Raw genomic sequence first — 18,963 nt, 5'->3', positions numbered from 1 at the left:
AAGTGCATAGCTGAAAAAGCAAATAGAATTGTCATTTGCCAAGCCGCACACCTATCCTCGTAGGTTGAAACGATCACGATTTCCTCGGCAGGTCTCCTGGCTTTAGTTCAACATTTTATAGGTCTTCCCGTCCTATGGACAGTGACATTTTCTATAAAATTCCCTAGTACAGTGGCGGGACCGCGCCGGACTTGAACCGGCTTCCCTTTTAAGCAAAATGTATACACTTCGCACCGAAAAAAGATGAAGTTGTGAGTTTTCACGAAGAAGTGTAACATGTTTTTCTAATCATAAGCTATCCTTTTTTTGTAAAAAATTTTTTTATAGAATAAAAATCTAGAAAATTCAGATAAACGTCAGAGAAAATCAATCAATTTCAATGAAATATTTGTTGAAATTTTATTAAAAATCTAATAAATAAAAAAGAAATGTTGAAAAATATAAAAATGATAGGCTATGATAGAAACAGTTTTATATTCGTTTTATTAACATTTCATTTCAAAATTTAAATATAAATCCATCATTAAGTGCTCGAAATGCTTCGAGATAATAGGGAAATCGGTGTAAACCCGGTACAGCCCCCGCTACTGTAATAGCTGATGAAATCGCAATGCCACTGAAGATTTGGGAAGGCGCGAAAGTAAGAGGAAGCTTAAGTCAGGAAACCTGCTTAGTTGATGACATGCAAACTTTTCGGAGGGAGAAGTGAAGCGAGAGCGGATACGTGTATATTCGTTTTTATTTTGGCTTCTATAAAACCTTTACTCTTCGATATCGAGTAAAGGTTTTTTCTTTTTCCTAAAAGTAGAATGAGGGGAGAAAAGCAATGACAACTTGGAATTTAGAGGGCATGAAAACCCATCTTTTTATTTGTAATGGTAGTAGTTGCATGAAAAAAGAAGCTGAGGAAATTACGCTTGCAATACGAGACGAAATAGAGAAATTAGCACTCGATAAGGAAATACATACGACAAGAACGCGTTGTAATGGCAGATGTAAAGATGCTTGTGTTGTGATCGCGTATCCACAGGGAAATTGGTATCGTGTACCAACAGTTGAGCATGGTAGAACACTTGTACAAGATTTAAACCATGATTCTTTACATAGCGAGCATGTTTTTACACTGACAGAAGGTACGTTGCAACGTACTCCACAAACAACAGCCATTAAAGGCATCGACAAGGTGAAAGAGGGGTAAAAAATGGCGCAAAAAGGAAAGATTTTTGTTGTAGGCTTTGGACCTGGGGACTTCAAGCATATTACGACACGTGCTGTAGAGGCATTACAACAAAGTGAATTTATTATCGGTTATAAAACGTATGTTGAGCTCATTCAAGATTTAGTAAGTGCGAAGTCGATTGTTAGTACTGGTATGACAGAAGAAGTGTCACGAGCACAAGAAGCGGTACGTCAAGCGGAGGCTGGAAATATCGTTTCTGTTATTTCGAGTGGTGACTCCGGCGTATACGGGATGGCTGGACTTGTATATGAAGTACTAATTGAGCTTGGATGGACGGAAGCAACAGGTGTTGAAGTCGAAATTGTGCCAGGGATTTCTGCTATTAATTCGTGTGCAAGTTTGCTAGGCGCTCCGATTATGCATGATTCTTGCACGATTAGTTTAAGTGATCATTTAACACCTTGGAATTTAATTGCAAAGCGTGTGGAAGCTGCGGCGATGGCCGATTTTGTCATTGCGTTATATAACCCCAAAAGTGGTCGCCGTACACGTCAAATTGTAGAAGCCCAACGGATTTTACTAGAATATCGATCACCTGATACACCTGTAGGACTTGTGAAAAGTGCCTACCGAGATCGCCAGGAAATCACGATGACAACTTTAGCAGAGATGCTTGAGCATGATATCGGCATGTTAACTACAGTTATTATTGGTAATTCATCAACATTTTTCTATGACAATAAAATGATTACACCGCGTGGCTATCAGCGCAAATATACACTTGGAGAAGAAAAACAGCCTTTACGTCCACACCAGCGTTTAAGAGAAGAAAATGAACCGTGGGCAATGAATCAAGAAACAGGTACTGCTAGCCATGACTTTGCTGCAGATCCAAATGCAGGACGTCTGAAAAGTAGTAACGCGATAGCACCTACGCCTGTATCGGTACAAGAAAAATCATCTCTAGAAATGGCAGCAACTGCACTAGCCATGGTGAAAGGAACAACTGTCACAAAGGCAACAACGAAGTTAGTTCAGCAAAAAATGGAGTCGATTTTTGAACTTGCTGTCAGTCCTGGGGTAGCAAATAAATTTTTCACTCCACAGCAAATGATGACGTTAGCTGAAGTTGTGGGAGAAGAAGGCACGATGGAATATACACCAGACCATCAAATTCATTTAAAAATTCCAACGACAGAGCCAGAAATTATTACTGAAAAGTTAAGAGAAGTAGGCTTTTTACTCGCACCAATTGGGGATGTGCTGTCATTAAAGGCTTGTGACTTCTGTTATGGCGAGAAGGCAGATTCAATTCCGTATGCAGAGGAGATTCAAGCAAAGCTTGGTGGGTTGTCGTTGCCTAAAACACTGAATATTGGCTTTAATGGCTGTGGCATGGCGTGTTATCGTGCAGTATTTGACGATATAGGTATCGTCTATCGAAAAAGTAAATTTGATGTTTTTATCGGTGCGAAACCAGTAGGGCGTACAGCACATGCGGCACAGCCAGTTGTAGAGGGGCTAGAGCCAGAACAGCTTATTCCACTTATTACAGACATTATTGAAGAATATAAGGCAAATGCACATCCAAATGAACGCTTATTTAAGTACTTCAAACGGGTGAAAAAAATATTGCATTTTACGTATCAAGATATGTCGTCAAAAATAAAAGTAGAGCCAGCTCCGTGCGGCGACTAGTGAGGAGATAAAAGATGAAAGCAATTTTATTTGTTGGCCATGGTAGCCGTTTAGCAGCAGGAAATGACGAGGTACGAACGTTTATAGAGCAAATGACGCCACGTATCGATGAAAGCTTTTTAGTAGAAACATGTTTTTTAGAGTTTGCCTCGCCAAACATTGAAGATGGTATAACGAACTGTGTGAAGAAGGGTGCTACAGAAGTACATGTAATCCCGATTATTTTACTTCATGCTGGTCATTCAAAAATGCATATTCCAGCAGAAATCGAACATGCACGTGAGCATTATCCAAATATTACGTTCACGTATGGACAAACAATCGGTATTCATGACGAAATTTTTGCTATTTTAGAAGACCGCTTAGCAGAAATCGACTTCAATACTGAGGAAGAACATAAAGATACTGCTATTTTATTAATTGCACGAGGTGGCAGTGACCCAGCTGCAAATGGTGATTTTTATAAAATTACACGTTTGTTATGGGAAAAACTAAACGTTCAGTATGTGGAAAGCGCATTTATGGGTGTGACAGATCCGCGTGTTGATGAAGGCATTGAACGCTGTGTCAAGCTCGGTGCTAAAAAAATTATTATGCTACCGTACTTTTTATTCACAGGTATTTTAATGGAACGTATGAATGGCATGTGCAAGCAATTTAATGAGCAATATCCTGACTGTGATATTCAAATTGCTAACTATTTTGGCTACCATGATCGTTTACAAAATGTGTTGTTAAACCGTATTGAACAAGCTGTGAATGGTACATCAACAGGTATGCAGGATTTAGAAAATTATCGTGCTTATGCTGAGGTACATGGACATGCGCATCATCATCACCATCACGACCACGACCACGACCATGATCACGAGCATGAGCATGACCATGATCACGAGCATGAGCACGACCATGATCATGACCACGACCACGAGCATGAGCACGACCATCACCATGACGAGGAGCTAGTAAAATGATTTTCATGTTAGCAGGTACGAGCGATGCAAGGAATCTAGCACTTGAATTGCAATCAGTGGGCTATGCTATTACGGCTACAGTTGTAACAGATTCGGCTGCAACAAGCCTTGCACAGGCAGGTCTACCACATTTAGTTGGTAGACTAACTGCTGAGGAGATGGCAGCAATACTTACAGAACAAGGGTATCGCTTAGTTGTCGATGCCTCACATCCATTTGCAGAGGAAGCTTCTAAAAATGCGATGGCAGCAGCAAAGAGTGCCGGTGTTCCATACATTCGTTATGAACGCGCAAATGAACATTACGAACACCCTCTTATTACAGTTGTTAAAGATTATGAGGAAGCAGCACAGTTAGCTGCTGTAAAACGAGGCGTGATTATGCTGACAACTGGCAGTAAAACACTTGCAACGTTTACAAAGGTACTACAAGGCTTAGAAAATACACGTGTTATTGCACGTATGCTTCCTCGCCTTGATAATATGGAAAAATGTGAAGCACTTGGTGTGGCACAAAGAGATATTGTTGCTATTCAAGGTCCCTTTTCAAAAGAATTAAACGAAGCACTATTTCGTCAATACGATGTTACATTGATGATTACAAAAGAAAGTGGCAAGGTGGGCTCAGTCGATGAAAAGCTAGACGCTGCACTTGCCTGTGGCATTGAAACGATTTTAATCGCACGACCAAATATTCAATATGGCCAACAATACTCCTCATTTGAGGAAGTACTACAAGCTGTACAACACATACTTTAGGGGGCATTCCACATGGATTTCAAAACAGATTTCAAACCATTAACAGTAGACCCAGACAAAATTTATGATTATAGTTTCTCGATAATTGCAGAGGAAATGGGCGAACATGATTTTACAGAAGATGAGTGGAAAATTGTCCGTCGTATTATCCATGCTTCTGCTGACTTCGAATTAGGACGTAGTGTCATTATTACACCAGGAGCAATTGAAGCGGGCATTAAGTCGATTCTTGCAGGTCGTCATGTCGTTGCTGATGTGCAAATGATTGAAAGTGGATCAGGGAAAAAACGTTTCCAAAAGCATGGTGGGGATTTACACTGCTATATCGCAGATGAAGACGTTTCTATTGAAGCGAAAAAACAAAATACAACGCGTGCTATTATCTCAATGCAAAAAGCGACAAAATTACACGAAGGTGGCATTTATGCGATTGGTAATGCACCGACAGCCTTACTAGAGTTAATTCGCTTAATTAAAGAAGGCTTAGCAAAACCGGACTTAATTATTGGTATGCCAGTAGGCTTTGTGTCAGCAGCGGAGTCGAAAGAAGAGCTTTTAAAGCTAGAGGGGATTCCTTATATTACAAATGTTGGACGTAAAGGCGGTAGTACAGTGACGGTTGCTGCTTTAAATGCCGTTTCATTACTAGCGGACGAACAGGCGAAAAAATAATGGAGCGGAAGCCAAAAAAGGATCCTAAAGACATGCGTCACGGTTATACAACGGGAGCCTGTGCAACTGCAGTAACGAAAGCGGCATTACTAGCACTCATAACAAATGAAGAGCAAGAAACGAGTACAATTCATTTGCCGATAGGGCGAGATGCAACTTTTACAATTGAAAAATGTACGTTTGGTAATAACGAAGTAAGCTGTGAGACGATTAAGGATGCTGGTGATGATCCAGATGCAACACACAAAGCCCTTATTATTGGCACGGTAAGTTGGGCTGATACACCGGGGATACATTTAGATGGTGGCATTGGCGTCGGGCGAGTAACAAAGCCCGGCTTACCTGTTGCTGTTGGAGAAGCAGCGATTAACCCTGTACCACGTAAAATGATACATAGTACCGTGCAAGATGTGCTAGAAGAGTTTCAAATTAATCGCGGCGTTAATGTTGTTATTTCTGTACCAGAGGGCGAGGAAATTGCAAAAAAAACATTAAATGGACGGCTTGGCATTATTGGCGGCATTTCCATTTTAGGCACAAGGGGAACCGTCGTGCCTTTTTCGAGTTCTGCTTATATGGCAAGTATTGTTCAAGCTATTAGTGTCGCAAGGGCAGCTGGCTGTGAACATGTAGTTGTAACAACAGGTGGGCGTAGTGAAAAGTTTGGGATGGCCCAATATCCTACATTACCAGAGGAAGCGTTTATTGAAATGGGTGATTTTGTCGGCTTTACATTAAAGCATTGTAAACGACTTGGCATTAAGAAAGTATCGCTCGTTGGGATGATGGGAAAATTTTCAAAGGTGGCTCAAGGGGTAATGATGGTGCACTCCAAAAGCGCAGCCATTGATTTTAATTTTTTAGCGCAGTTAGCTATAGATATTGGGGCAGATGAAGAAACAGTAACGCAAGTAAGAGAGGCAAATACCGCATCACAAGTTGGTGAGATAATGGCTGAAAAAGGCTATGATGCTTTTTTTCATCACCTATGCGAGGCATGCTGTTATTCATCTTTACACCATACTAGAGGGGGCTTGACGCTCTCCACATCGATTTATTCGATGCAGGGACAATTATTAGGAAGGGCTGATGACATTGCATCAATCGATGAAATTGATTGGGATCGGGGATAACGGACAGGAAAGTTTACTACCACAGTATAGACAGTGGATTGAAGACTGCGAGGTGCTCGTAGGTGGTGAGCGTGTCCTTGATTTTTTCCCAAGCTTTACAGGAGAAAAAATAGTCATTAAAGGTGGTCTTTCGACGCTTGTTGAAAAACTATCCGAAGAAACGCGTAAGACAGTTATTTTAGCATCTGGTGATCCACTATTTTACGGCATCGGGGGATATTTAGCAAAGAAGCTAAATATCGAAGTATATCCGTATATGAGCTCGGTACAGCTTGCGTTTTCAAAAATGGGCGAAAGCTGGCAGGATGCCTATGTAACTAGTATTCACGGGCGACCAATGAAAGGCTTAGCGCAACGTATTGATGGTAAAAAGAAAGTGGCATTACTAACAGATGCAGACAATAATCCAAATGCGCTGGCACGTTATTTAAAGCATTTTGGTATGACAGAATACCGTGCTTTTGTGGCAGAAAATATACAAGGTATTGATGAAAAATATGGCTGGTATTCTCTTGATGAATTAGAAGAAGTAGAATTTTCATCTCTCAATGTTGTCATCCTACAGCAAACATCAGCTCCAAAGCGCTATGCACTTGGTATTGATGATGAAGAGTTTTCGCAACGTAAGCCAGATAAAGGACTGATTACGAAAAAGGAAATTCGTGTATTAAGTTTGCAAGCAATGCAGCTTCAAAAGGACAGCACGATTTGGGATGTCGGCACATGCACAGGATCCATGGCAATTGAAGCTGGTAAATTGGCACCAGAAGGTCAAGTGTATGCAGTGGAAAAAAATGCTCCTGATTTAGAAAATTGCCTACAAAATCAACAGAAGTTCCGTGTCGATGTAACAGCTATTCATAGTAAAGCTCCTGCAGGACTAGAGCATTTTCCAGACCCAGATGCGATTTTTATCGGCGGAACAGGTGGGGAAATGGTGGAGTTATTACAGCTGTGCTGTGCGCGCTTAAAGCCCAATGGTCGCATTGTCTTAAATGCAGCTACAATCGAAAATTTATATAAGGCAGTTGAGGCGTTTAAAGCTTGTGGCTTTGCAGTAGAAATTTTACAGGCGCAACTTGCACGTAGTAAACCAATTTTAGATATGACTCGCTTTGTCCCATTAAACCCGATATTTATTATTTCGGCATATCGAAAGGAAGAAAATCATGAGTAATCTTGGTATTTTATATGGCTTAGGCGTAGGCCCTGGCGATCCAGAATTAATTACAGTAAAAGCATTCCGTGTTATCCAGGAGTCACCAGTTATTGCCTACCCTAAAAAATTAAAGGGTAGCAAAAGCTATGCACACCGCATCGTAGACGTTTACATTAATCCAGAGGAAAAAGATATGCTTGGTCTTGTTTTCCCAATGACGAAGGATGAGGCAGTATTAGAACGTGAATGGACGAAATCTGTTGAACTTGTTTATGGTAAATTAAAAGAAGGCAAGGATGTTGCATTTGTGACAGAAGGTGATCCTCTTTTATACAGTACTTTTATCCATATGATGAAGCTAATGCAGGACATGCATCCAGACGTAGAAATACGTACAGTACCTGGTATTTCATCATTCAATGGTTCTGCATCACGTCTAGGCATTGCTCTTGCTGATGGAGATGATCGTGTTGCAATTATTCCAGCTCATGATAATTATGATGCAATGCGTGAGGCAATTGAAAGTCATGATGCAGTCGTATTTATAAAAGTAGCAAAGGTTATTGATTTAATGCTAGAAGTACTGCGTGATTTAGACTTACTTGATAAAGCTTCCGTTGTCACAAAGGTTACATCTGATGAGGAAATTATTTGGGATGTACGTGAACTAGACGGTGTAGATTTAGAATATTTAACGTTAATGGTGGTGCGTAAATAAATGAAGAAAATTTATATTGTCGGTGCAGGCCCAGGTGATCCGGATTTAATTACTGTCAAAGGTTTACATATGCTACAAACAGCGGATGTTGTTATGTATACAGATTCGTTAGTCAATGAAGATCTTATTGCAAAGGCAAAGCCAGACGCGGAAGTAATTCGTACGGCCGGCATGCATTTAGAAGAAATGGTTGCGGTCATGGTAGAGCGTGTCAATGCTGGTAAAGTAGTAGCACGTATGCATACAGGCGACCCTGCGATGTATGGTGCAATTATGGAGCAAATTTCCTTATTGAAGAAAGAAGGGATTGGCTATGAGGTCATCCCTGGCGTTAGCTCAGTTTTTGCTTCAGCGGCAGCAATCGGTGCAGAGTTAACAATTCCCGATTTAACACAAACGCTTATTTTAACTCGTGCGGAAGGACGTACACCTGTGCCTGAGTTTGAAAAGCTACGTGATCTTGCTAGCCATCATTGTACGATTGCGCTGTTCTTAAGTGCAACGCTAACAAAGAAAATCGTCAAAGAATTGCAAAGTGCGGGATGGTCTGATGATACACCAGTTGCCGTAATTCAGCGTGCAACTTGGCCCGATCAAAAAATTGTTCGTACGACTTTAGTTGAACTTGATGAGGCGATGCGTGTCAATGGTATACGTAAGCATGCAATGATTTTAGCAGGTTGGGCATTGGACCCGAATATTCATGATAAAGATGAGTATCGTTCAAAATTATATGATGCGACCTTTACACATGGCTTCCGAAAAGGTGTGAAGACAAGTGATTAAATTACAAGAAGGTGTACTTCCTGAAGTTGATCAGCGTAATCCTTATGCAGTTGTGGCCATTACGAAGCATGGTGTTCAAATAGGACGCAAACTACAGCAAACATTTGCGGCAAGCGATTTATATTATATGAGTAAATTTGAACATGGCGACGAAGATGAAAAGCATATTCAGCTTTTTACAGGTACGGTACGCTTATTACTGCCAACGCTTTTTAAGCAGTATAAAGGATTAATTTTAATTATTTCACTTGGTGCGGTTGTGCGCATGATTGCACCAATTTTACAGGATAAGAAGACCGATCCTGGTGTGGTTGTCATTGATGACCGTGGGGAAAATGTCATAAGTGTGCTATCGGGCCATTTAGGTGGCGCGAATGAGCTAACGCATGAGGTTGCAGCGGCGCTAGGAGCAAACCCTATTATTACAACAGCTTCTGACGTTCAAAAAACAATTCCTGTTGATTTATTTGGAGCACGTTTTGGCTGGGTTTGGGACAGTGCAGATAAACTAACACCTGTTAGTGCCTCTGTTGTCAATGAGGAACACGTTGCAATTGTACAGGAGGCTGGGGAACGTGATTGGTGGATGCGTGATACACCAATGCCTGAGCAAATAAAAATTTACGCATCAGCACACGAAGCGATTGAAGCGAAACCTCATGCTACGCTGTTCATTACCGACCGTATAATTGAACCTGAGGAAGAAATGCTGCTAGAGAATGGCGTTATTTATCGACCAAAATCAATTGTACTTGGCATGGGGTGTAATCGCGGGACGGCTGTTGAAGAAATTGAACAAGTCATTGATGAAACGTTAGCGGAGCTGAAGCTATCGAAAAAAAGTGTAAAAGCACTTTGTACAATTGATTTGAAAAAAGACGAAACTTGTTTTATTGAAATAACAAAAAAATATGATTGGGAGTTTGTAACATATACCCCAGAACAGTTAAATGAAATCAATTTCCCATCACCATCTGAAACGGTATTTAAATATACAGGGGCATATGGGGTAAGTGAACCAGCTGCAATGCGCTATGCACAGGTCGAATCACTCGTATTACCAAAGAAAAAGTCAGGCAATGCTACGATTTCTGTAGCAAGATTAGTATTTTAAGGAGGGAGCCTATGCAAACAAATCGCTTTGTACTTGCAGGAACAGGTAGTGGTGTTGGCAAGACAACATTCACAATTGGTCTTATGAAAGCATTGCAGGAAAAAGGTAAAGTCGTGCAAGGCTTTAAATGTGGTCCTGATTATATTGACCCTAGCTACCATACTGCTGTGACAGGACGTGTGTCGCGTAATATTGATAGCTGGATGTTTTCGCATGATGCGGTACGTGATATTGTTGCGCGTGCGAGCATGGATGCAGACGTTTCGATTATAGAAGGCGTAATGGGCTTTTATGATGGCAAAAGTCCGTTATCTGACGAGGGCTCGGCAGCGGACATTAGTGTTGTGACAGAAAGTCCGGTTATTTTAATCGTTAATTGTGCAAGTATGGCTCGCAGCGTAGCGGCAGTTGTAAAAGGCTTTCAGCTACTATCTGACCAGCCAAACATTGTCGGCGTTATTGCGAACCAAGTAGGTAGTGTAGGCCATTATGAAATTGCCAAAGCTGCGATTGAGCAGGAATGTGGTATTCCAGTTATCGGTTATTTAAAGCGTGAAACAGGCATTGATATTCCAAGTCGCCATTTAGGGCTTATTCCTGCGATTGAACGAGGTGAGCTCGATTCATTTTTTGACAAGCTAGGTGCTTTAATGGCCGAGACGATTGAATTGGATTTATTACTGTCATTAACAAAGGCACCAGTTCTACAAGAGACAGGTCAACTATTTGCTGAACAACCTGCAAAAAATATTTGTATTGCGGTAGCAAAAGATGCTGCATTCAACTTCTATTACGAGGAAAATTTAGCACTTTTACGAGCAAAAGGAGCAACATTGCAATTTTTCTCACCACTTGCAAATGAACCTGTGCCAGCCGAAGCAGATGGTTTATATATTGGTGGAGGCTTCCCAGAGGAATTTGCTGATACGCTAGCAAAAAATACTGACGTGAAAACATCCATTCGTGAAGCAATCGCGAAAGGTTTACCGACATTAGCTGAATGCGGTGGCTTTATGTATTTGACTGAGGCGATTACGAATAGTCAAGGTGAACGCCATGAAATGCTAGGAGTTATTCCTGGTGAAGTAGCAATGCAAACAAAGCTTGCGGCACTTGGCTATCGTGAAATTTTTGGGACAGCGTCTAACTTTTTAATCGGTAAGGACGAACAAGCAAAGGGCCATGAATTCCATTATTCATCATATAGTGGTACCCATGACACTCCTGCTTACGAAACGAAAGGGCGTTTTGGCAATAAAGAAGAAGGTTACCAAACAGGGAATTTAGTAGCAGGCTATACGCATTTTCATTTTGTTTCTAATCCTAAGCTTGTTGAAAACTGGTTAACAGCATGTAAGAAGGTGAAAACAAATGACTAATTACTTTCCTATCCACTTAAATATCGAATATAAAACTGTTGTTATTGTTGGTGGAGGTCATGTAGCGACGCAAAAGGTTACTTCATTGCTACCGGCAAAAGCAAACATTGTCGTAGTGAGCCCGACGTTACACGACACATTAAAGCCACTTGCACAATCAGGGCAAATAACATGGCGTGAAAAAGAATTTGAGCCACGTGATTTAGATGATGCAACACTTATTATTGCAGCGACGAACGATACAAACGTCAACAATGCTGTACAAGAAGCGGCGCAACATTGGCAGCTCTTAAATCGAGCAGATGCACAGGGGGAAAGCGACTTTATAACACCTGCAACAGTTCGTCGTGGTCCTTTAGTGTTGACGGTTTCTACATCTGGTGCAAGCCCAGCACTTGCACGCAAAATAAAAGAAGATTTAACAGAGCAATTTGATGCTGTATATGAAGATTACGTATGCTTTTTACAGCAAGCTCGTCTAATGGTTACTGCAAAATTTGATAAGGGTGATCAAAGACGTGCCGCGTTACAAGCACTACTTGAGCCAAACTTATTAGCATGGACACGTAGTGGAGAGATTGACCGACGAGAGGCGTATTTACAACAACTATTGACGGGAGAAACGCGATGAAAGAGGGAATTGTATATTTAGTAGGGGCTGGCCCGGGAGATCCGAAGCTCATTACAGTGTATGGGCTAGAATGTATTCAAAAGGCCGATGTCATTGCATACGATCGTCTAGTGAATCCGAAATTATTAGATTTTGCAAAAAAAGATGCAGAGCTTGTGTACTGTGGTAAATTGCCTGGTAAGCACCATCTAATTCAAGACGAAATTAATGCATTGCTTGTTGAGCGGGCGCAAGAAGGTAAAGTTGTAACTCGTTTAAAGGGTGGTGACCCTTTTGTTTTTGGTCGTGGTGCTGAAGAGGCGGAAATATTGAAAAATCACGATATACGTTATGAAGTGGTACCAGGTATAACAGCTGGAATTGCAGCTCCTGCGTATGCAGGTATTCCTGTTACACATAGAGATTTTGCCACAAGTTTTGCACTAGTTACAGGTCACGGTCGAGAGGAAAAAGGACAAGATTTTTTAAATTGGCCAGCACTGGCAACTGGTATTGATACTGTCGCATTTTATATGAGTGTAGGCAATATTGCATATATCGCGAAAAAACTCATTGACAATGGTCGCCCAGCGACTACGCCCGTTGCCGTAATTGAATGGGGTACAACTGACCAACAGCGTACGATAACAGGACCACTAAACGACATTGCTAGTATTATTGAACGTGAAGGTTATCATAATCCTTCTATGATAGTCGTAGGGGATGTTGTCAATGTACGTGAAAAAATTCAATGGTTTGAAGAGCAAGGGCTCGCTTTTAGCTAATGTTGCTATGGCACCTTGCTATTCTCTTATTTAAATAGATAGACAGGCAAATGACAAAAGAGATGTACTTAAAGGAGGATAACTTCATGACAGTAATGGAAGCATTAAAAAAACGTCGTGCAATTCGCAACTATACAACCGAGCCTATTGAAAAGGAAAAAATAGCACAAATTTTACAAGCCGCAACGTATGCACCTAACGACCGGATGCGTGAACCTTGGCATTTTTATGTAATACAAGGTGACGCGATGAAACGTTATGAAGCAATGGCTAGTACATATTTGCAAGAACGTTTTCCAACGAAGCCTAATCTAGTAGAAAGTTCATTAAAGGTTGTTCAAACAACACCTGTTGCAATTGTTGTGACAGCCGATATTGTGGAAGATGATGAAGATGCAACAGAAGATAATATTTTTGCTGTATGCAGTGCGATTATGTCCATGTGGCTAGCTGCAGAGGAGCTAGGGCTTGGATTCGTATGGCGTACGCGAGGCGTTGGACTTGTTCATGATGCACGCATGCATACATTTATCGGTGCAAGTGAAAATCAAAAGGTTGTCGGCACTATTTTCATTGGTTACCCAGAAGAGCAAGAGCTTAAAGACAAAAAACGAACATCATTTGAAGAGAAAACAACTTGGCTTTAAGGAGGTAGGAAAAATGGCTAGAAAAGGCTTGTTTTTAGTATACACAGGTGATGGCAAGGGGAAAACGACAGCTTCCCTTGGTGTGACATTGCGCGCAGTAGGACGTGGTTTAAATGTGCGTTATATGCAGTTTATAAAATCGCCAGAGCGTACGTACGGTGAACAAATTGCCCTATCGAAACTGGGGGTAGAAATGGAGCAAATGGGCATAGGGTTTACATGGACAAAAACACCAGAGGAGCATCGTGTTGCATTAGCAAAAGCTTGGCAAAAAACAAAGGAAGCCTTACAAGATGATAGCATTGATTTACTCGTTTTAGATGAGCTTAATAATGCATTGGCAATTACAAAATTCCCAATTGATGACGTTCTCCCATTAGCTGAAGTGCTTGAAGCCATTGCACAACGTCCTCCTACAATGCATCTTGTCGTAACAGGACGCAGTGCCAATCCTGCCCTTGTTGCCATGGCTGATTTAGTTTCAACAATTGATGCAACGAAACATTATTACGAAGAGGGAATTCCTGCTGTCAAAGGACTTGAATTCTAAATCCATCTGTCCAATTTTCGATTTTATATTCAATGGGGGGATATTCAGGAATGATTAAATTCACTGAATATAAGCTACCTTCCTAAGTATCAAGGAGGGAAATCAGAATGCCAGCAAAGTCAATTATGATTCAAGGAACAGCCTCTGACGTTGGTAAAAGCATGATATGTACGGCATTATGTCGCATTTTTTCAGATGATGGACTAAAAGTGGTACCTTTTAAGTCGCAAAATATGGCGCTTAATTCATTTGTAACCGAAGATGGCGGAGAAATTGGCCGTGCGCAAGGGGTACAGGCGGAAGCAGCCCGCGTTGTAGCGACAACAGATATGAACCCAATTTTATTAAAGCCCAAGCAGGATATGGTATCTGAAGTTATTGTACATGGCAAGCATTTTTTAAATATGGATGCCAAGAGCTATCGCAATCAATTTGTACAACAAGCAATGCCGATTGTTGAGAAGTCTGTACGTACTTTACAAAATACATATGATGTCATTGTGCTTGAAGGTGCGGGAAGCCCGGCAGAAATTAATTTAAAGAATCGCGATATCGCCAATATGCGTATGGCACATTTAGCAGATGCGGCAGTTGTGTTAGTAGCTGATATTGACCGCGGTGGTGTGTTTGCATCCATTATTGGGACGCTAGCTTTGCTTGATGACGCAGAGCGTGCACGTGTAAAAGGACTCATTATTAATAAATTCCGCGGTATGCGCGAGCTTCTAGATGATGGCATTGAATGGGTAGAGCGTGAGACAGGCATCCCTGTTTTAGGTGTTGTGCCTTATGTAGATGTGAATATTGAAGCTGAAGATTCATTAGCGCTGTCTGCACTACGATTTAAAAAACCAAAGCCTGGTGAGTTTTCTGTTGATGTGGCGATGATTCGTTTACCTCGCATATCGAATTTCACAGATATTGATCCATTTTTTGACGAGCCAGAGGTAGGTGTACGTTTAATCGGCAATGTGGCAGAGCTTGGCACACCGGATTTGCTTATACTACCGGGCACTAAAAGCACAATGGATGATTTAGCATGGCTTAAGGCACAAGGCTTTGCTCAAGCAATTTCGAACTTACGTGCACGTGGAACTAAAATCATTGGCATATGTGGCGGATTTCAAATGCTCGGTGAAGTGTTGCTCGATCCAGATGCAGTTGAAGGAAATGGCGACTCTGCACAGGGTCTCGGCTTATTACCGATGGAAACGGTGTTTGTAGGAGATAAAAAAACCGTACAAATGTCGGGGACGCGCGGAACTGAGACACTGACAGGCTATGAAATCCATCTTGGTCGTACAAAAATTTTACGAGATGAAGTATCACCATTTTTACAATTAGCAGATGGTCGTGTTGATGGAGCAGTAAGTGCGGACGAGCAAGTAATTGGTACATACTTCCATGGTTTATTCCATAATCGTAACTTTACACGTCAGCTTGTTAATAATATTCGCATTTCAAAAGGGTTGGCAACATTGCCGACAGATGTTAAAAGCGATGCTGAGCGCAGGGAAGATGCCTACAATATGCTAGCATCACATGTGCGTGCTAATTTAAATATGGAAAAAATATATGAGATGTTAAAAATTGAGGTACATGGATGACTAGAAAAGGACCGTTAGCTATTAATTATGAAGCATTATGGCAGGAAGGCATGAAGGATTGGCAAGGTCTAATGCCAGAGCGCATGGTCAATGATCAATTAGAGGAACAGTTTTGGTCTCAATCGATAGCGCGCAAAAAAATTGGCCAAACCGATCCTTATGCAGCCCTTATTTTTCAAGAAATAAAGAAATATATTCGACCGGAACATTCTGTAGTTGAAATTGGTCCAGGGTGGGGCAATTATACGTTTCCGCTTGCAGAATATGTGCGTGACCTAACGTGTGTAGATAGCTCAGACAGCATACTTGATTACTTACAACATTGTTTGCAAGAAAAGAGCCGTGTATCCTATGTTCATGCGAAGTGGGAGAAGCTTGATGAAAATGAGCTACAAGCACATGACATTGTAATTGGCGTAAATTGTTTTTATCGTATGTACGAAATTAAATCGGCACTTTATCACATGAATCGACTTGCTAAAAAACGAGCGATTATCGGCATGACAACGGGGCCAATTCAGCCACATTATGAAGTTTTACATGACAAGTTCGGTTATGACATTAAATATCCACGAAGAGATTATATAGAATTTCTGAATTTACTATATGAAATGGATATATATGCAGATTGTGACATTATTCCGTTAAAGCGAACGTATGAATACGACTCATACGATCAGTTAGTGACAACACAAAGCAAAAAAATATTGAGTGCTGATTTTAATAGATCACATGTTGAGGTAGCACTTGCCCCGTTTATAGAGGAAAAAAACGGTCGGTATTACTATCGTCATGATTTCCATGCTGCACTCGTATCGTGGGAACCTAAGTAACAGAAAAACCTTTGGTGATAGCTTTCACCAAAGGTTTTTCTTCTGTATAGCAATAGGGTACAATAGAACGACAGAAAAAGAATTGAGGTGGCAGTTGTGCAACTACATTTTTTAGGAACAGGCGCAGGCATGCCTTCAAAGGAACGTAATACGAGCGCATTAATGGTAAAACTACTAGATGAAAATGGTGAAATGTGGCTATTTGATTGTGGAGAGGCAACACAACACCAAATTTTGCATACATCCTTAAAGCCACGTAAAGTGTCGAAAATATTTATTACACATTTACATGGCGATCATATTTTCGGTTTACCAGGATTTTTGAGCTCACGTTCATTTCAAGGTGGTGATGAGCCGCTAACTATTTTTGGTCCAGCAGGCTTACAGCAATGGGTAGAGCAGACTTTTGCATTATCAAAAACACATTTAACTTACCCATTACAATTTGTAGAAGTACGCGAAGGTATTATTTACGAAGATGAAAAGTTTACAGTGCATGCTAGTGAATTACGTCATGTTGTCCCATGTTTTGGCTACCGTATAGAGCAAAAGGATTTACCTGGCGAGTTACTGATGGAGAAAGTTCAATCTTTCGGCGTACCAAAAGGACCTTTGCTTGGTCAGTTGAAAAGAGGACAAGACATCGAGCTTGAAAATGGTACAATTATTAGAGCAAAGGATGTTGTTGCCCCTCCTAAAAAAGGCTTTACACTCACTATTTTAGGGGATACAAAATATTGTGAAGAAGCGATTTCATTGGCCAAGCAATCAGATGTAATTGTACATGAGGCAACATTTGATGGGAGCACAACGGATTTAGCTGCTAGCTATGGTCATTCGACAAATATCGAAGCGGCAATGGTAGCAAGTAGAGCAGGTGCAAAATATTTACTTCTTAATCATTTAAGTGCACGTTTTTTACCACATGATTTACCAGTATTTTTAGCAGAAGCCCAAGCAATCTTTCCACAAACATTCCTCACATCAGACCACTCGGTATTTAATTGGGGTCATGATAAATTATTATAATTGACCAACAAGTGATCACTTTAACTCGTTTAGATGCTTTCACAAAAGGCTAACAGCAAACAGCGATAAATGAACTGACTGCCATTATTGATATGTTATAGGGTACTGTTGAAAAGCTAGCGTAATCTACTAGTAAGTATAAAGTGGAATTGTTAAAAGTTAGGGCGTTTGTAGAAATATAGTGCGATTAGTAGATGATTTCCGTATAATTAAGTAAAAGGGGAGTGGTTGTATGGATCAACAAAAGATGCCACCAGCTGTTTTACGTTTACTTGTTATCTTTCCAAACGTGTTAAGCTATTTATTATTAGGCGGACTCATTATTTATGTTACTTCAAATTATGATTTGTTAAAATCAACAGAGAGCTTAAAGGTTTGGCTAATTTTTATCGCAGTCCTTGCACCAGCAGCAGCCTATACAACCTTTAGTATTGTTAAAAAAATTCGCGCTGGTCATATGTAACAGATTTAATAGCGTACAAAGTAACACGTTGCATCTTTTAAAGGATGCAACGAGTTTTTTTTTAGAAAGAAAGTAAAACCTAGCTCGGAAAATTGTTGAATTGCATGGAAAGAGAATAAAAAAATATCATATAGGAAAACTAAAAATACAAAGTGTAAAGAACTGAGGTGCCGTTTATGAATCAACCAAATTGTGATTCTGCTCCATTAAAACAAACAATCAAAGAAGAACTTAGTCAAGTTATTTTGTCTTTACAGCAAAGTTTAACCGCAATGGATTCGCTAGAAGATTGCTTACTTGCAGATTTAGAAAAAATTAAAGAACAATTTGTAACGATTGAAATGCAGGCAGCCACGTTTTATTTAAATTGCTATTTGTCTCCGTTCACTGAAAAATATCCTGAGCTATCGATTTGCGTACAAAATATGTCAAAAAGACGTCATGGTGGATTAATTGTTTTTGAAAGAGAGAGTCCAATTGAACATCTTATAAAGCCGGGGATTCATATTGGAGCGGAATTAACACATTCTTTGCTAGAATCTATTTTTTACCCAGGCAATCCTCTCCATGATGGTGCTGTGTTAGTTAAGAGTAATCGAATTATCTCAGCAGCAAATGTACTACCTCTTTCAGACATTTATACAGGCGAAAAAAAACTTGGAACGAGACATCGAGCTGCGATAGGTTTAAGTGAGCTCAGTGATGCTTTAATTATGGTTATATCAGAAGAAACCGGAAGAATTTCTTTTGCTTTTAATGGAAGCTTACACCCAATTACTTCAGATGGGATTTTATAGTATAAAATAGGCTCTATTTAAAATATCTCAAATTCGAGATATTTTCCTTGCAACTTTGTCACTTGCGTGGT

General features: G+C 40.4%; 20 protein-coding genes and 2 riboswitches. All 20 genes read left to right on the top strand.

Translation table 11 applies throughout. The features are described 5' to 3' along the window. Positions 1 to 69: 69 nt before the first annotated feature. A riboswitch (cobalamin riboswitch) is annotated at positions 70 to 253 on the bottom strand. A 255-nt stretch (positions 254 to 508) separates the two neighbouring features. After that, a riboswitch (cobalamin riboswitch) is annotated at positions 509 to 688 on the top strand. A gap of 138 nt (positions 689 to 826) precedes the next feature. The 20 genes from ACQKNX_RS08775 to cdaS all read left to right on the top strand — a co-directional run bounded on the left by ACQKNX_RS08775 (position 827) and on the right by cdaS (position 18,892). Then, positions 827 to 1,198, top strand: coding sequence for a (2Fe-2S) ferredoxin domain-containing protein (locus ACQKNX_RS08775; protein ID WP_401010180.1), 372 nt, complete (start codon positions 827 to 829; stop codon positions 1,196 to 1,198). Positions 1,199 to 1,201: 3 nt separating this feature from the next. Then, positions 1,202 to 2,878: a precorrin-3B C(17)-methyltransferase gene (cobJ, locus tag ACQKNX_RS08770; RefSeq protein WP_427428567.1), complete on the top strand. Its 1,677-nt coding sequence runs from the start codon at positions 1,202 to 1,204 to the stop codon at positions 2,876 to 2,878. Between the two features lie 14 nt (positions 2,879 to 2,892). Continuing rightward, complete coding sequence (locus tag ACQKNX_RS08765; protein ID WP_427428566.1) at positions 2,893 to 3,852, top strand: sirohydrochlorin chelatase; 960 nt, start codon at positions 2,893 to 2,895, stop codon at positions 3,850 to 3,852. After that, positions 3,849 to 4,610 (top strand): precorrin-6A reductase, encoded by a 762-nt coding sequence (gene cobK, locus ACQKNX_RS08760; RefSeq protein WP_427428565.1) that lies wholly within the window; start codon positions 3,849 to 3,851, stop codon positions 4,608 to 4,610. Before ACQKNX_RS08765 ends, cobK begins: the two co-directional genes overlap by 4 nt. Before the next feature lie 12 nt (positions 4,611 to 4,622). Then, the gene (locus ACQKNX_RS08755; RefSeq protein WP_427428564.1) at positions 4,623 to 5,282 is read left to right on the top strand and encodes a precorrin-8X methylmutase; all 660 of its coding nucleotides are present in this window, start codon (positions 4,623 to 4,625) and stop codon (positions 5,280 to 5,282) included. Further along, positions 5,282 to 6,415: a cobalt-precorrin-5B (C(1))-methyltransferase gene (locus tag ACQKNX_RS08750; RefSeq protein WP_427428563.1), complete on the top strand. Its 1,134-nt coding sequence runs from the start codon at positions 5,282 to 5,284 to the stop codon at positions 6,413 to 6,415. Before ACQKNX_RS08755 ends, ACQKNX_RS08750 begins: the two co-directional genes overlap by 1 nt. Then, positions 6,372 to 7,592: a precorrin-6y C5,15-methyltransferase (decarboxylating) subunit CbiE gene (gene cbiE / locus ACQKNX_RS08745; protein WP_427428562.1), complete on the top strand. Its 1,221-nt coding sequence runs from the start codon at positions 6,372 to 6,374 to the stop codon at positions 7,590 to 7,592. The genes ACQKNX_RS08750 and cbiE overlap by 44 nt, the downstream gene beginning before the upstream one ends. Next, complete coding sequence (cobI, locus tag ACQKNX_RS08740; protein ID WP_401017400.1) at positions 7,585 to 8,292, top strand: precorrin-2 C(20)-methyltransferase; 708 nt, start codon at positions 7,585 to 7,587, stop codon at positions 8,290 to 8,292. The genes cbiE and cobI overlap by 8 nt, the downstream gene beginning before the upstream one ends. Continuing rightward, positions 8,293 to 9,078 (top strand): precorrin-4 C(11)-methyltransferase, encoded by a 786-nt coding sequence (cobM, locus tag ACQKNX_RS08735; RefSeq protein ID WP_427428561.1) that lies wholly within the window; start codon positions 8,293 to 8,295, stop codon positions 9,076 to 9,078. After that, positions 9,071 to 10,192, top strand: a complete 1,122-nt coding sequence (locus tag ACQKNX_RS08730) for a cobalt-precorrin 5A hydrolase (protein ID WP_427428560.1) — start codon at positions 9,071 to 9,073, stop codon at positions 10,190 to 10,192. Before cobM ends, ACQKNX_RS08730 begins: the two co-directional genes overlap by 8 nt. Before the next feature lie 11 nt (positions 10,193 to 10,203). Then, positions 10,204 to 11,571 carry a cobyrinate a,c-diamide synthase gene (locus tag ACQKNX_RS08725; protein ID WP_427428559.1) on the top strand — a complete coding sequence of 456 codons (1,368 nt, stop codon included), beginning with the start codon at positions 10,204 to 10,206 and terminating at the stop codon, positions 11,569 to 11,571. Continuing rightward, the gene (locus ACQKNX_RS08720; RefSeq protein WP_427428558.1) at positions 11,564 to 12,202 is read left to right on the top strand and encodes a precorrin-2 dehydrogenase/sirohydrochlorin ferrochelatase family protein; all 639 of its coding nucleotides are present in this window, start codon (positions 11,564 to 11,566) and stop codon (positions 12,200 to 12,202) included. The genes ACQKNX_RS08725 and ACQKNX_RS08720 overlap by 8 nt, the downstream gene beginning before the upstream one ends. Then, the gene (cobA, locus tag ACQKNX_RS08715; protein ID WP_427428557.1) at positions 12,199 to 12,966 is read left to right on the top strand and encodes a uroporphyrinogen-III C-methyltransferase; all 768 of its coding nucleotides are present in this window, start codon (positions 12,199 to 12,201) and stop codon (positions 12,964 to 12,966) included. The genes ACQKNX_RS08720 and cobA overlap by 4 nt, the downstream gene beginning before the upstream one ends. 86 nt (positions 12,967 to 13,052) lie before the next feature. Beyond that, complete coding sequence (locus ACQKNX_RS08710; protein WP_427428556.1) at positions 13,053 to 13,613, top strand: nitroreductase family protein; 561 nt, start codon at positions 13,053 to 13,055, stop codon at positions 13,611 to 13,613. A 13-nt stretch (positions 13,614 to 13,626) separates the two neighbouring features. After that, a complete protein-coding gene (locus ACQKNX_RS08705; RefSeq protein WP_427428555.1) occupies positions 13,627 to 14,163 on the top strand; it encodes a cob(I)yrinic acid a,c-diamide adenosyltransferase in 537 nt (178 codons plus the stop codon). Positions 14,164 to 14,270: 107 nt separating this feature from the next. Then, positions 14,271 to 15,770 (top strand): cobyric acid synthase, encoded by a 1,500-nt coding sequence (locus ACQKNX_RS08700; RefSeq protein WP_427428554.1) that lies wholly within the window; start codon positions 14,271 to 14,273, stop codon positions 15,768 to 15,770. Continuing rightward, on the top strand, positions 15,767 to 16,603 hold the full coding sequence (locus ACQKNX_RS08695) for a class I SAM-dependent methyltransferase (RefSeq protein WP_427428553.1): 837 nt from the start codon (positions 15,767 to 15,769) through the stop codon (positions 16,601 to 16,603). Before ACQKNX_RS08700 ends, ACQKNX_RS08695 begins: the two co-directional genes overlap by 4 nt. Positions 16,604 to 16,699: 96 nt before the next feature. After that, complete coding sequence (rnz, locus tag ACQKNX_RS08690; RefSeq protein WP_427428552.1) at positions 16,700 to 17,632, top strand: ribonuclease Z; 933 nt, start codon at positions 16,700 to 16,702, stop codon at positions 17,630 to 17,632. Positions 17,633 to 17,864: 232 nt separating this feature from the next. After that, entirely contained in the window at positions 17,865 to 18,095 is a 231-nt protein-coding gene (locus ACQKNX_RS08685; protein ID WP_340823974.1) for an acyl-phosphate glycerol 3-phosphate acyltransferase, read from the top strand. 176 nt (positions 18,096 to 18,271) lie between these two features. Beyond that, positions 18,272 to 18,892: a sporulation-specific diadenylate cyclase CdaS gene (gene cdaS, locus ACQKNX_RS08680; RefSeq protein WP_427428551.1), complete on the top strand. Its 621-nt coding sequence runs from the start codon at positions 18,272 to 18,274 to the stop codon at positions 18,890 to 18,892. Positions 18,893 to 18,963: the final 71 nt, after the last annotated feature.

Origin of the sequence: Lysinibacillus sp. NPDC093712, assembly GCF_050280025.1 — a bacterium.
Lineage (GTDB): Bacteria > Bacillota > Bacilli > Bacillales_A > Planococcaceae > Lysinibacillus.
This window is presented reverse-complemented; position numbering and strand designations above follow the sequence as displayed.